11 protein-coding genes are annotated in these 13,963 nt (G+C 58.6%); 8 read left to right on the top strand and 3 right to left on the bottom strand.

Annotated elements, in window-relative coordinates; translation table 11 throughout:
- The first annotated feature begins 146 nt into the window (after nt 1–146).
- Both BM222_RS00445 and BM222_RS00440 read left to right on the top strand, forming a co-directional pair.
- Nucleotides 147–1,424, top strand: coding sequence for a beta-propeller fold lactonase family protein (locus BM222_RS00445; protein ID WP_092226191.1), 1,278 nt, complete (start codon nt 147–149; stop codon nt 1,422–1,424).
- 191 nt (nt 1,425–1,615) lie between these two features.
- Complete coding sequence (locus BM222_RS00440; protein WP_092226189.1) at nt 1,616–2,815, top strand: adenylate/guanylate cyclase domain-containing protein; 1,200 nt, start codon at nt 1,616–1,618, stop codon at nt 2,813–2,815.
- Here BM222_RS00440 and BM222_RS00435 read toward each other — a convergent pair.
- The gene (locus BM222_RS00435; RefSeq protein ID WP_092226188.1) at nt 2,806–3,804 is read right to left on the bottom strand and encodes a helix-turn-helix domain-containing protein; all 999 of its coding nucleotides are present in this window, start codon (nt 3,802–3,804) and stop codon (nt 2,806–2,808) included. The genes BM222_RS00440 and BM222_RS00435 overlap by 10 nt on opposite strands.
- A gap of 453 nt (nt 3,805–4,257) precedes the next feature.
- Here BM222_RS00435 and BM222_RS00430 point away from each other — a divergent pair, with 453 nt between their 5' ends.
- Both BM222_RS00430 and BM222_RS00425 read left to right on the top strand, forming a co-directional pair.
- A complete protein-coding gene (locus BM222_RS00430; RefSeq protein ID WP_092226186.1) occupies nt 4,258–5,904 on the top strand; it encodes an ATP-binding protein in 1,647 nt (548 codons plus the stop codon).
- A gap of 315 nt (nt 5,905–6,219) precedes the next feature.
- Nucleotides 6,220–7,440: a DUF7482 domain-containing protein gene (locus tag BM222_RS00425; RefSeq protein WP_143105879.1), complete on the top strand. Its 1,221-nt coding sequence runs from the start codon at nt 6,220–6,222 to the stop codon at nt 7,438–7,440.
- Nucleotides 7,441–9,872: 2,432 nt separating this feature from the next.
- On the opposite strand, the gene BM222_RS00410 is transcribed toward BM222_RS00425, so the two are convergent.
- Entirely contained in the window at nt 9,873–10,217 is a 345-nt protein-coding gene (locus tag BM222_RS00410) for a hypothetical protein (protein WP_177242920.1), read from the bottom strand.
- A gap of 349 nt (nt 10,218–10,566) precedes the next feature.
- Here BM222_RS00410 and BM222_RS00405 point away from each other — a divergent pair, with 349 nt between their 5' ends.
- The 3 genes from BM222_RS00405 (at nt 10,567) to BM222_RS00395 (ending at nt 11,542) form a co-directional block, all read left to right on the top strand.
- Nucleotides 10,567–10,833 carry a hypothetical protein gene (locus BM222_RS00405; RefSeq protein ID WP_092226175.1) on the top strand — a complete coding sequence of 89 codons (267 nt, stop codon included), beginning with the start codon at nt 10,567–10,569 and terminating at the stop codon, nt 10,831–10,833.
- Nucleotides 10,826–11,122, top strand: a complete 297-nt coding sequence (locus BM222_RS00400; protein ID WP_092226174.1) for a hypothetical protein — start codon at nt 10,826–10,828, stop codon at nt 11,120–11,122. The genes BM222_RS00405 and BM222_RS00400 overlap by 8 nt, the downstream gene beginning before the upstream one ends.
- 183 nt (nt 11,123–11,305) lie before the next feature.
- The gene (locus BM222_RS00395) at nt 11,306–11,542 is read left to right on the top strand and encodes a DUF6894 family protein (RefSeq protein ID WP_502690856.1); all 237 of its coding nucleotides are present in this window, start codon (nt 11,306–11,308) and stop codon (nt 11,540–11,542) included.
- A 92-nt stretch (nt 11,543–11,634) separates the two neighbouring features.
- Here the strand turns inward: BM222_RS00395 and BM222_RS00390 are convergent, their stop codons facing one another.
- Nucleotides 11,635–12,444 (bottom strand): transglutaminase-like domain-containing protein, encoded by an 810-nt coding sequence (locus BM222_RS00390; RefSeq protein ID WP_092226172.1) that lies wholly within the window; start codon nt 12,442–12,444, stop codon nt 11,635–11,637.
- A 388-nt stretch (nt 12,445–12,832) separates the two neighbouring features.
- On the opposite strand from BM222_RS00390, the gene BM222_RS00380 reads away from it, so the two are divergent.
- The gene (locus BM222_RS00380; RefSeq protein ID WP_092226169.1) at nt 12,833–13,828 is read left to right on the top strand and encodes a zinc-binding metallopeptidase family protein; all 996 of its coding nucleotides are present in this window, start codon (nt 12,833–12,835) and stop codon (nt 13,826–13,828) included.
- The last annotated feature ends 135 nt before the right edge of the window (nt 13,829–13,963 follow it).

Genomic DNA, 13,963 nt, shown 5'->3' with positions numbered 1-13,963 from the left:
TGATGGTGCTCGTGATCGCGAGGCTGCTCAACCAAGCCTCGATCGAGGCAGTCGCACGGGATCCGCGTCGATGGATGTGCGTCATTGTGGCGTTAGTTGCGGGTCCTTGCAAGTCAACCGAACCGGGCCAACGAGAGGAGTGAGAGATGGCAAAAGAGATGACCATGATGGCGGATATGGCAATGTCAAAAGGACGAAGCGGCCATCTCTATATCCAGACCAACGAGATTGAGAACGCAGTCATCCATTACCGGCGCGGCGTGAATGGCACGTTGACGGAGCTGGAGCGCGTACGCACGGGCGGCGCGGGTTCCGGCGAATTCAAGCCAATCAGTGGGCAGGAGAGTGCGCCCAACGCATTCGAAGGCGCAAGCAGCATCATCATAACGCCTGACCGGCGCTTTCTGTTTACGACGAACGGCGGCGACAACTCGGTCTCGAGCTTCAGCATTGGTCAAGACGGCGAGCTGAAGCTTTTGGACATCAAGCCAACCGGAAATCCGGTCGAGGGGAGAAGTGGTACCGCGAAGTCGGTTTCTTACAGACCTTCGAGCAGGACGTTGTATGTCCTTCACTCCTTTGGACCGGATCACCTTCGTCTGATGTCGGTCGGCGCCGATGGCAAGCTTGCGCCGCGCCCCGAGCGACACACCGTGAACACCCACGACAAGACCAACCGTGTGGCGACCATGGTGGTGACATCGCCGAATGAAAAATTTCTCTTGGTCGGCACCACCTTCGACGAACCCATCGTTACCACAGGCTTGTATCCCGATGGTTCGCCTATTCTCTGGGTCCAGCGCAATGGAGGTGCATACCATTCGATCGCCTCGAATGCCCCGGATCCCGATGGTCTTGCCATCTTTCCGATCGGCGAGGACGGCGCCCTTGGGACGGGCAGGTTAGTCGACGCGAAAGGTGGCTCGCCCTTCTATATCGCCTTCCTGCGCAGTCGGCCGAATACGTTTATCATCGGGTATGCCGTCGGTGATGGCGTTAGCATGGGCACTATCGGGGACGATGGTCGGGTCGAGATTGGCCCGCTGGTCAAGATTGATACGAGCGCCGGCGTACCGACGGAGCTCTGCTGGGCATCGGTGTCGTCGGACGACAGAATGGTGTACGCCACAAACTTCGGCTACAGCAATATCAGCAGCTATCACATCAACGGCAATGGTCTGGAAATCGCAAGCGATCCGGCATGTCCGAAGGTTTCAGGAGACGGCACCGCCAGAGCGCTCAACGGGACGGTGACCAGCGGCCCGGCCGATAATTGGTTGAGCCCGGATGATGCGTATCTCTATCAGATATACGGCAACGCGGCGAAGCTGGTTTGCTACGCCACGCAAACGGATGGCTCTCTCAGGGAAATTGGTAGCGTGAAGATTCCCTACAATAGTCCACAGGGCCTGGCGGGCTTCTGATCTGCCGTCGGGTCCCAAAGGGGCGTGACTGACTATTCAGTGGTCACGCCCCTTTGCTGGCCGGCGCCTTTTGCAACGTGACTGCGAACTGAGCGCGATGTTTTGCCACCCGTCCATCTCATGACAACGTCTCGGCACGTTCCGTCATAACGAACACATTGGTACGCGATCGCGACCTTCGGGAGCAAAATATGAACGCGCGGCCAGATGTCGAGAACGTCACCGCAAAACCTGACGCTGACGTTCTGCACTGGCTCACAAATCATACGCGGGATCAGCGATACCTCGACGATATCTTCGCCGAACTGTGCTGCCGGCTGCAATGTGCGGGAATCCCCGTCAAACGAGCATCGCTCCATCTGCTGATCGAACATCCGCAATGGCTTGGCGCGTGCATCAGGTGGGTCGATGGGATGAGCGGGGCGGAGATTACGAGGGTTGACTACGATGTCAGGGAGCAAGCCGAATATCTCGGAAGTCCGGCCAATGAAATCCACGGTGGTGCCACTGAGGTGCGCGAGGGCCTCGAAGGGGATCCATCGCTGGGCCGCACGCACATGCTTTATGAAAAGATGCGGGCGCAAGGTCTGACGGACTATGTGGCATGGCCGCTGCACCATACGCTTGGCAAGCGGCATATCGTAACCTTTGCGACCGACTGCCGCGGTGGCTTCGACAACGCGCATATCTCCGGTCTATTAAGGCAGCTGCCGGTGCTTGCGCTGGTCAGCGAAATTCGCATGAAGAACCGGCTGGCGCGAACCCTGCTCGAAACCTACGTCGGATCTCATGCTGGCGAACTCATTCTAGCCGGTGCCACCAGGCGCGGAAGGGGAACGACGGTTCGCGCCGCGATCATGATCTGCGACCTGCGTGATTTCGCCCGGATTTCCGATAATTGGCCGCGCGACGACGTCGTCAATCTGCTGAACGACTACTTCAATGCGATGTCCGGACCGATTGAGCGATATGGCGGCGAAATCCTGAAATTCATCGGTGACGGTCTGCTCGCGATCTTTCCAGTCAGTCAGCCGTCGGCCTGCGCAAATCTTCTGCGCGCTGTACGCGAAGCCAGAAAGGCCATGGCCGTGTTAAACGAAAGGAACAGCGGCACCGGCGCTGCACCACTCAATTATGGTATCGGCGTTCACATCGGAGACGTGATGTACGGCAATATTGGGTCACGCACTCGGCTCGACTTCACCGTCATCGGCCCTGCCGTCAGCATGGCCTCGCGCCTGGAAGGCCTCACCAAGCACTTGGGAAGAACCGTGCTGCTCTCCCGCTCGTTCGCCGACCTCGTCAGCGGCGAGTTCGAGCTCGAAGCTATCGGAAAATGTCCGGTCCGTGGCTTCAGCGAGCCCGTCGAGCTATTTGCATATCACGGCTGAACAGCCTTGGAGCTGCGGCTAGCTGGCTGCACCCGTATCTCGTCGCGTGCGACTTTGCGATACTCCGACGGATCGCAGCCGTATGCCGTTCGAAAAGCCCGGACGAAGCTGCTTCGACTTTGGTAGCCGGCAGCATTGGCCGCCTGTTCGACTGAGACACCGTCCGCCCGCAACAGATGCGCCGCGTGCTTCAGACGTAACTGGCGCAAAACCGCCATCGGCGAGCGCCCCAATACCGTCGTGAAGCGCTCGACGAATCCGGACCGGCTGAGGCCGGAGAGTTCGGCCAGCGATTGCAGCGTGTGTGGCGCGGCGGGCCTTGCCACCATTTCGGCCAGAGCCCTTGCCACATGAACATCGCGCAATGCGGAAAATCTTTCGATCCACAGCTCGGTCGAACTCATCGATCGGCGAAAGACCGCGATCAGAACCTGCTTCAAGAGGCTCGCGGTCATCGCACCCGCGCCGATCTCCTGCGCTGCGAGTTCGTCGAGTGCGGCTCGCAGCTTTTGGTCAAGCTGATCCTTGCTGTCGAATTTTTCAAATATCGGCGCGCCCTGGGGCGAGAACAGATTGAGCGATGTGCCGTAGGACGCGCGAAAATATCCACAGATCACCAACATCTTTGGCTCGTCTTCGCCGGCGATGATCCTTCTGACCTCGCCCGCAGGCACTAGAGGCCACTTGAGCGGGTCATATTCGAGCGTCGCGACAGGGCGATGTTCGACCATGTTGTCCATTTGAAAGGCCCTGCCTGGCGGAACAATGACGAGGGAATGCGGCTCGAGATCAACAGAGAAGCTATCCCCAATGCCGAACCGGCCGCGGCCATGAATCGTGTAGTGAACGGCTGGCAATTCCTCCGGCTTGAACAGCAGTCGCCAGCCCGGGCTGATGAGGCATTCGGTCAGCTTGACGAAATTGACCTCCAACGTCGAAAGCAGCCGATCCAGTTCGTGCGCCGGAATTCGCGGGGCGGGACGCTTCACCGTCTATTGTCCTTTGTAAACTTGCATCGTGCGCGTGGGAAAACTCCCGTTTTTGACCCCGGCAGGTGCAGCTGGAAAAAAATCGCGGCGCAACAGAGATTCCGCGCCCCACAAAGCTACTTTCGGGCATCTGCAATACGAGGTTACAGCGACCGCCGGGTGATTTGAAGTTTGAGGTCGCCGGACCTGGTGCATGCAGTCCGCGAGATATCGCCCTCATCTTCGACCGAAAGAATTGGACGCCCGGCGACATTTCTTGGACTCCAGGACTCATGGCATGGCGTATACCACCGCGATCCATGCCACGCATTGTTTGCCATTCACAGCCATCCCGCGGGTCTCACCCATTCGGCGTGATCGAGCGGCCTGGTCATAAAAAAAACCGGGGCGCGCAGCGCCTTCGGTCGGACGCTGGGATGCCCGACCGCGCCTGTCAGTGAGCGAAATCCAGCAATGCGACTTGAGACCGAAACGCATGAGTTGGAGCGGCTAGCCAAAGCGTTTCAGATCATCTCGAAGGAGACCAGCTACCGAGGGCTAGCCGAGGCTCTCCTGGCAGAAGCGCTCCACCATTCCGGGGCAGGTCGCGGCGGGATATTGCTGAGCGAGGGAGGCGAACTCCTTGCCAAGGCCGACGCAAGTTTCCCGCGCGAAAAGGCCAGGTTCTTTGTCTCTCACCCGCCGGCGGCCGAATTCCAGTTGCCGGCTGAGCTCATGGAAAGGGTGCTTCGTCGGCAAGAAGCCGTCGTAACACAAGCTCCTCGAGAGAAATCGGCGCTGATCGATCCGAACGAGCAGCCGACGCAAAACATAAATCAATTGTGCCTGCCCCTCGTTCATCAGGAGTGCACCGTCGGTGTCCTCTATCTGGAATCGGAACGGGACGAGCACATTTTCACGCCGAGGTGTGTTTGGGTGATGTCCATGCTTGCGTCGCAGGCGGCCGTCTCCTTCGAATCCGTGCGACTCTTCGAAGCGCTGCGAGAGACCAACATGTGGATGGTCAAGGGGCAGGAGATCGGATGCATGGGCAGCTACCGGTGGAACACGCGAACGTTGCTCTCCCGAGGCTCACGGGAGTGGTACCGAATTTTAGGACTCGATCCCAACGTCAACCCGGTGCCGTTCCAAGCGCTTCGGGATCGCATCCACCCCGATGATCTCCCTGCACTGGAGCACGCGCTGGCGGAGGCGACTAGCAAACAGTCGTCATTTTGCGGGGAATACCGCGTCATTCACAACGATGGCGTGACCCTGCATGTCGTCGCGGTTGGGCAATTCGACACTGGTCCGACAGGCGATCTCGAGCTCGAAGGCATTATCTGCGATGTCACGGCGCAGAAGGCGGCCGAGCAGGCGCTCACGGACGCGCGCGCCGGACTAGCGCGCGCAGCGAGCCTGGCATCAATCGGCGAACTCGCGGGTTCCATCGTTCACGAAATCAACCAGCCGCTGACCGGAATCATCATGAGCGCGGAAGCTTGCCTGCGATGGCTCAGGCGAAATCCCCGCGAGCCGGAAGAGGCTTGCAAATCCGCTATGCGGGTCATCGAACAGGCGACGCGAGCGACGGATGTGATCTGCGGGTTGAGATCATTGGTGCGGGACGCGCAGCCAAGATTCGCCGAAGTCGACATCAATGAGGCCGTCGACGAGATCCTGCTGTTATCAAGGCGGGAGCTCGAACGCGCCCGCATCACGCTCCGCACCGAGTTCGGCAAGTCATTGCCAAATATCGAAGCCGATCGCGTTCAAATTCAACAGGTCGTTTTCAATCTCGTGCGTAATGCCATCGAGGCCATGGCGGGGCTCGAGCGGAAGAGCCACGTCTTGACCGCCCGTACGACGCTGAGAGATGATCGCATGCTCGTAGCGATCACGGATACGGGCGCGGGCATCGATCCAGCAAAAAGAGAGCGCCTGTTCGACGCGCTGTACACGACGAAGCGGAACGGGATCGGCTTGGGACTCTCGATCTGTCGCAAAATTATCAATCTCCATGGCGGGCATCTGTGGGTGGAGGACAACAAGACCTCCGGTGCAACGTTCGCGTTTCTTCTGCCGGTCCGCCAGCCCAGTCAGACGCCAGGACGCGTTTGAGGATGTCGGCTTTAGCCTTCGTTCGTATCGTCGATGATGACAAGGGCCGTTCGCCAGGCGGCGATTGGTCCAGTCGACAGACTATAGCGGCGCAAACCTGACCGTCTGGCATCATGGCTGGAAGATCGACGATCATCCGCCGTGCCACCGGTCCTCCGCGCGCATCGATGGGTCCTATCCAAAGGTATGGGCGCAGCCATCACAACCGAGAGATTGTCGCTGCGCGTCGCCAAAAGCATGGTTCGGGAGCTACGGCGTCGGCGGCTTTCCGACAATGCAGCAAAGGCTCAACCGTGGCAGTCAGTGGAGGTACACATGATCAACATTCGGCGACACCTCTTGGTTGCCGCGTCTGCAGCTGCTCTTGTCGCCGCTCAGTGTGGTGGGCGCGGAGTTAACGCGGAGGTCGTCGTCCGCGGCATCGAGGGCAAACCTCTCGACGAAGTGCGCCCGGCTCCCGAATTCTTCAGGCCAGATCTCAACATGATCACAGCTCAGCCTTCGCCATCCGAAGCCAATCCAGCCTTTCTGGGCCCGGTTCTTCTCATGAAGCAGGCACAGGTGGACCTGGAGAAGGGCACGGCAAAACTTCCGCTCCGTAAGGGACGGTTGCGAACGGGCGAAACGGTGTGGTTCGTGATCACAGATACGACCGATGAAAATCTCGCCAACCTTCACGGCCTGGTGTACTCGCCGAAGCTCGCCTACGGCTTGACCGGGAAGGCGTCGCGCGAAGCCACGATTGATCCGGATGGCACCTTCGTTTTCAACGCCGGCAAAGTCGACTTCTCGCCAAACCACAGCGTGACCCCCGGCGCCGCCCCCAACTTCTTTCCTCCAAAAGCCTTTCAACCCGGATCAGTCGGAGACGCCGACTACTCGCCGTTGGTTCACGTCAAGAACGCTGCCAAGGACGTGATCTTCAACGCCCCGATGCTGGCTTTCAACGTCGGCGAGGAAAAGCTCAACGAGTTCTGCAACGGAAACGCGGACCACAGGCTGACAGAAGACAAGGTGATTGCGATCTGCCCGCGCGATGGGACGGTTACGCTGGCGCTGACGCTTGGGTTCACGTTCTCGAAGCCCATCCTGTATCTGTCAACGGAGGCAAACGATCCCCTTGTCGCCACTCTTGAGGGTGCCACCTACGCGCCGGCGCTCAAGGACGTTCCCTTCGCGCTGGAAGATGCGTCGCCGGGAGAGTCCGCCGAGCGCATCTATGTCTTCGCAAACGGTCCAAGCGGGCGCGACAATCCGCAACGTCAGGGACTGGACAGCGCGCTTTCCGACGGTCGCGGACCGCTCAATGTTCTCGGCGGTATTCCAACGATCAATCTGGATTATAGTCCGCTGTGGCGGCTTTTCCCGGCGAAATGGACGAACGCCGCGATCGAGCACGGCTACCGTTCGCGTTTGACCGATGCGATTGAAATCGCGAACTTCCAGGCCAAAGGACTCCTTACCGGTCTCGACGACCACGAACTCAGGCCGGTGGGTTTCATCGTGAATTGTCCGGTTGTCTATCGCGTCAACTGACCCGCCAGGCGCCGGGCTGTGGAAACATCGTCCGGCGTCGCTCGCCAAGAGCATCAACACGCAATTGCTCGCACGCACCCGAATCTTGGTTGCGAGCACCGACCAGCGATGGACGCTGTCGGCCCTTCCGCAGGCTGGAAGTACGAAAGTCACCGTCAGGCCGGGCTCATATGAGGTTCGATTGGCTTTCCGCGCCGCGGAGCGTCGACACAGGTCGTTGGAAACTCCGCAGGATCGAGAAACTGGCGATTAGTCGTTATCTGTGGTTTTGGCTCCTGGATTTGCAGCCTGCAATTTGAACCGTGCGAAATTCTGACCAGATACACCGCGCCTACAATACGACAGCGGCATCGAAAATGCGTTCGCTCGCGAGTTTTCGCGATAATTCCGCTTTCTGCGATCTAGTACCCCTGAAGCTAGCGTCGCGTCGTAGCCACCCAAAACGTGCGAATTGAAAGTTTCGCAAAAAGCCTCGCTGAATTCTTCAGCGCTGGGCTGATGTCGGCTTCTGGCTCCCAAGAAGCGGACATGAAGCGGACATGGAGGCTAGGTCCTGCTAGGTCGGCCTCCTCCCACACTCATTTGGAAACAATTGCCAAGCTACTGATATTGTTGGGGCGCAATTCTGCGCTTTTTTCCAAATGCGCGTTCAAATCGTTCAATAATCAAACTGATTTTGATTCCGCCATTCGGAGGTTCGATCCCTCCCGCCCCAGCCAGCATACAAGCTGTTGAGTTCGTTGGGTAAGCAGCTCCATTCCTGCCAAATTTTTTGGTGCGTTTGGAAATTGAACTTCTGATGCTCCGTGCAGAATCGAACTAAGCCACGTCCTGCATCACATGGACAATCTTGGGGTCTCTCCGGGCTTTGATCGCAATATAAACAGCAGAGGCTACTTGGGGAGGCCTCTTACGCGTTGTCGTAGAACAGAGGGTTATGGCAAGCAAATCGGATAGTCAGTCGAACTGATGCGCTTCTGCACCAAGGGGCGTCAAGCTGTAGTTCACCCAGCCGATGGCGCAGATTTAGCCATCACGAGGTAACCTCGCTACTAGCACACTCCAAATCGAACTAAGCGGCTGAGGCGGCTACGACTGGCGGTTTTGCGAGAACCGGCCCATCGCCCGACGCGCGTCAGACGATGGGCCGTCCCGGGTGGATGGCGGGACCTTAGGCCGGTATCGCCACAGACCAACTTTCAAAATTTCGGTGGCGGAGAGTCGTTCCTATCAGAGGCTTTACGGCCCCGGTCGGCTGGAACACTGGAAGGGGCAGACGAGGCACCAACAAAAACGCCGCCCGCTTAAATAAAGCGCAGGCGGCGGTTTACCAGCCCCGGGAGGGTGAGAGCAAATCCCGATAAGAATTAGTCTCCAAGCGTCGCGCCTAGGTTCATCGCTCCGCCCAAAAAGCTTAGATTGGCGGCTGTAGACCACGGGAGGTCAGCCACTTGTTAACCTCTCCGGCAGCATCGATTTGCCTAGCCTTTCGCAAGAGTTCCGTGCGGCGGATGCCAAGGGGCATCCCGCGGGCCTGTTGCCGCAAATTGATCGCCTCTTGCGCGAGACGGTACTCGAACGTCGATGATTGTTTCAGGATACGTCGGGGCGACATGTTTGGTGCTCCGCTGTAAGGTTGAGCGGGAGCGCTATTCGCGTCCTCACCACCGATAGATGCTGCGGGCCGATCGGTGGCGATGGACCGTGCGCCTTTATTTGCAACATAGCCAGCGCTTTGCTTATTTCCTCGCACACGATCTGCAAACTGGCCAGGGTTTCGCAGCCGCCCAAATTACTCGTCGCGCCTGGACCTCTTATCAGAACGATCAACGCGGTCCGCTCGAAATTCCGCGGGGCCTTCGAGCAGACGCTGCTTTCTCGTCGATTGCACCTTGGAGCTCGCGGAGGCGTCAGCTCTTTCATCTATCGCAGTGCCAGCCAGGTGGAGAGCACGCTTCCGCTGGCGGCCCACGCGACGACCTTTAGCATCCTCTTTCGTCATTTTACTGGCTCTCTGAGTTGGAGCTATTTGAAGTACAACGTGAAACTCAGCAGCCGCGGCAAATGTTGTTTAGCTTCGCTGCGGTGCGTGCTTCTTCCGCGCGGAAAGGGTCCTTTTCGACTGGCGATGCATCGGTACTGCTCGCGGAGGGCTTCCTCGCTTTTGGAGGAAAGGCTGCATCGTAACAGAAGAGGCGCGCTCCGGTGCCTTCGATTGAGCGGCAGTTCGGCTCCGCCGCAAAAACCGGTGATGCTGCGCCGCATATTGATGCGAGCAAAAGTGCCGCCGTCCGTGCACCCGTTCGAGCCATTGTCATGCGAAGGTCCTTCTCTATTTGATTCTCGAGAGAGTTTGCCGCTCCCCATGTTCCGAAGTGGGTATCAGGACCAGTTACAGCCTTTCCACTCCACTGCTGGGTGTCAGGTCCCTGCTACTTCTTCTTTGCGGGCCCGAAATCCGGCTGCCAAGCGGGATCCTTCCGGCTCGGCGCCGCAGCGATCACTTTCGCCTTTTCTTTCTGCGGCTTCTTGGCTTCCGGATTGCCGCGTTGCTGGCCTTTCGCCATGTCGTTCTCCTTTGATGGTTCGAGTTCGTCGAGTTCGTGGGATTTCAGCACACGTCCACGCGGCGTGCAGACCCTGACGTCCATGTAGCCTTCGCGCAGCAATTTTCGCGCAAGGCGCAACGCGACCTTCGCAGTGCCGCGGTCGACATTGAAACCGCCGTATTCGTTGGTCCCACTGACCAGATAGAACACGCGTGTTGCCCTAGCCATTGAGGATGGCGACCGCACACACAAGAAGCAGTAGAAACAGCGGAACAACCACCGGCGGCACGATCCATTCAGAGATCCGACCACGCGACATCGAACGCTCCTGCAAACCCTTTGGCGGGAGCACACGTGACCCTCAGTCACCGGTCGAAGCCGTTAGAAGTGCGGTGATGCCAGCGACCCTACGCCAGTGCTGAACTAATAGCGAGGGTTAAGTGCCGCGCGGGTGCCGGCTCCGCTGTGACAACTTCGTCTGCGGGCAGGTCACAATAGTGCTGGCTATTGCCGCGCGAGCGGCGCATGGTCGCGACTGCGAGCATCGGTTGGGCTTCACTTGCGAAAGGCAGCGTGCATGACCATCCGCTCGCGGCGAGAAACCGTCACCTTCAAACATCCGTTCCGCATCCGCGGCATCGAGCGCGTCTTGCCACCGGGCGCTTATGAGGTCGTCACAGATGAGGAGACGATCGAGGGGCTGACGTTCTCAGCCTATCGCCGTATCGCGACAATGATCACCGTTCCCGCTGAAACCGGCTGCGGAACGACGGAGATGTTGTCAGTCGGCTCGATCGATCTTGCGAACGCACAAGCTGCGGACGCGAGTATCGTCCATGACTGACCTGCCGGTCGATCTCGACAAGCTCCGAGGCATGGCCGCGCAGAAGGCCACCGAGCTGCGCCGCGCCTTGGCTGATGTCGAAGCCAACCTCCGCGAGGTGCGTGTTCGCGAGGCTGATCTCGAAAACCGCATGATGACCGTTCCTGCCGCGTCCTGGCCGGAGGCGGCTGTGAAGGCACGCCATGTGCTCAACCTCTATGCTGCAAGTCTGCCTGCCCAGGAGACGCGTCACCGCGCACTGGTGGCCGCGCTATTCGACGATTTCGCTCGGCTGTCGGACGAGAGCTGAGGCGAACGTCGGCCGTTAGCACTCGCGACTGGGAAGCGGGAGCCCACAGACGATGATTGGAGGAAGGCCGTGCCGGGTCCCAATCACGTAGCTAAGAGCCAAGCACGACGTTGACCCGCGAAGACCCAGATATGCGTTCAGGTCATCTCGCGCCGACGCCGATATGCTCTAAACGGGGCGCTCATGATGATCAGATATTTCTTCGATATCAGAGACGATCAGGAGCTCTACCCTGACGAAGATGGAATAGAGTTTTCCACGCAGCGAGAGGCGGAAATGGAGGCGGCTCAAACGTTGAAAGGATTGGCACGCGATTTGGCGGGTCAGGAAGACCGCCCGGACGTTGCAGTGGAGGTCCGGACGGAGGCGGGCCGCTTATTTCAGGCGGCACTGATCTTCGAGGCCAATAAGTCCAAGTAACAGACCTCTCCTCGTTGCGCGTTTGGACCGTGAGGGATTCTGTTCCGGGCTTGTGGCGGCAGTTGCATGGCCCAACTCGGCGCTGCGGCGTCTCAACAGACGAGTTCGTCGGTCCAAACCTTGAAGCTGAGTAACGTATTGGGGCCGAATGTTTGGGTGATTGGAACGTCCGCAGCATCGCGGCCCTGTGCGATTAGCACGCGACCGATCCGCGGAATGTTGTTACGCGGATCGAATGTGTACCAGCGCCCGCCGATATAGGCTTCGAACCAGCCGGCAAAATCGCCGGCGGCATATGGAGGTGCCATGCCGATGTCACCGAGATAGCCCGTGCAGTAGCGCGCGGGAATGTTCATGCAGCGGCAGAACGCAATAGCGAGATGTGCATAGTCTCGGCAGACGCCTTTGCCTTCGTTAAACACTTCCCAGGCAGTCTTGGTGGGGCGGGCGTGTTCGTAGCCGAAAGCGATGTGGTTATGGACGAAGTCGCAAATGCCCTTGACCCGTGCCCAACCAGGCGCGGTCTTCTCGAACAACTTCCACGCCACGTCGGTAAGTCGGTCGGTCTCGACATACCGGCTGCCGAGCAAATACACGATAGTGTCCGGAGGAAGATCTTCCACCGCATGTTGCTGCGCTGATGGTACGATCAGGTCGGCCAGACCGCTATCTCGTACGATGCCGTCCGCTGTGAGGCGCATGCGGCCGGCGGGCGCAACAAGACGGCTACACCAATTTCCGAAACCGTCGCGATAGGGCGTGATCGGTACTGACGGCTCACTGACAAGATAATCGGGCACGACGATGTCGGATGCCCGCGTGAAGTGGGTGCCGACAACTGCAATCAGGGGCGTTGGTTGCGGAAAGTCGTAGATCATCTCGAAGCCAACGCGGATTTTCATGGGATTTGGCTCCAATGAGACGATTGAAAACGTCGCATGACCTGTCTGCGCATCGTCACCGACGAATGCCGCGAGCGCTCAGGCGCGAATGGTATGACATCGCAGCTACGATCGCCAGCAGCATGCTCGTTTGCGACGGACCAACCGTCCAATAGCTGACCGGAACCCATTTCTAGCTGAGGGCTTTCTAAAGGATGAAAATGCGATCCAGAAACAAACCCATGTCCGTTCAGCCGGTGCAAGACTGGCTGGCCCAGCCCGTGTCCGACAAGGCGTCCTATCAGGGCGGGCGTCGCACTGTGAGTGCAGCCGACGCTGACATTCTGAGGAAGCGCGCATTAAAGAAGCAGCGCGCATTGATCGGCAGCCTCAATGAACGTGCGCGACCATGAGAGAGTTCAAATGTCCTCATTGTGGGCAGCTATCGGCTTTCGAGGACTCCGAATGCAATGGGTGTAAGCAGCCCTTGATGTTCGATCCTGAGAAGATGGCAATGGTTGGCGCGGAAAGCGCCCTGGAATGCGTCAACCGAAATATCATCGGTTGCAATTGGTGCGCTGTTGCGACAATGCCCTACTGCCTATCCTGCTCCCTGACCCAGGTCATTCCTACCACGCAAAATTCCCATAATGTGTTCCTGTGGACGCGCGTGGAGGAAGCAAAGCGCAGACTGATGTACGACCTGCGAAGGCTCCGCCTGCCCATCGCATCCGCGGGTGGATTTCAGCTGGCATTCGAGATTCTGTCCGACGAGCATGGACCGGTCCTGACCGGGCACGAATCCGGCCTGATAACAGTGAACCTTGCGGAGGCCGACGATGTGCAGCGCGAGATCAGGCGCGTTTCATTTCGCGAACCCTATCGCACCCTTCTTGGTCATTTTCGACACGAAATAGGCCACTTCTACTGGAATGCACTGATACACGAAGGAGGCTTCCTATCGCCCTTTCGGCTGGTGTTCGGCGACGAGACCGAGAATTACCAGGCTGCGCTTGCCGCCTACTACGCCCGTCAAGGTCGGTCCGACGATCCGACAAGTCACATCAGCATGTATGCGACATCTCATCCCTGGGAAGACTGGGCAGAAACCTTCGCCCACTTCTTACATATCGTTTCGACCCTGGATTCGCTGGCGGGACTTCCGCTGTCCTTGGACGCGCGCGCTCAGCACACGCTAAACGACCCCTATCTCGAAAGCGATTTTGGCGCACTTTTGGAGCTGTGGGCCCCGCTCGCACTTACGATCAACCGCCTCAACCGCTCGCTAGGTCTTGCCGACGCGTACCCATTCGACATTTCGCCTGCAGTTAAAGGCAAACTACACCTGGTCCATATGTCGATTTCGGCTTTTAGAAATCGGCACGTATCAAGGGCGACTGGGTAGGTTGTCGATCGTCGGGAGCTCTATCGGATCTGCTCGCGCTTCCAGCGCTCGAGCAATCTCGCTTGCACAGAGGCACGCTTATCATGGCTCAACAAGCCACGCTACGAAGCAAACACCCAGGCTATTCACTATTTT

Origin of the sequence: Bradyrhizobium sp. Gha (genome assembly GCF_900113735.1) — a bacterium.
GTDB lineage: Bacteria > Pseudomonadota > Alphaproteobacteria > Rhizobiales > Xanthobacteraceae > Bradyrhizobium.
Note: the sequence above shows the minus strand (reverse complement) of the source record. Positions and strands in the feature narration are given on the sequence as shown.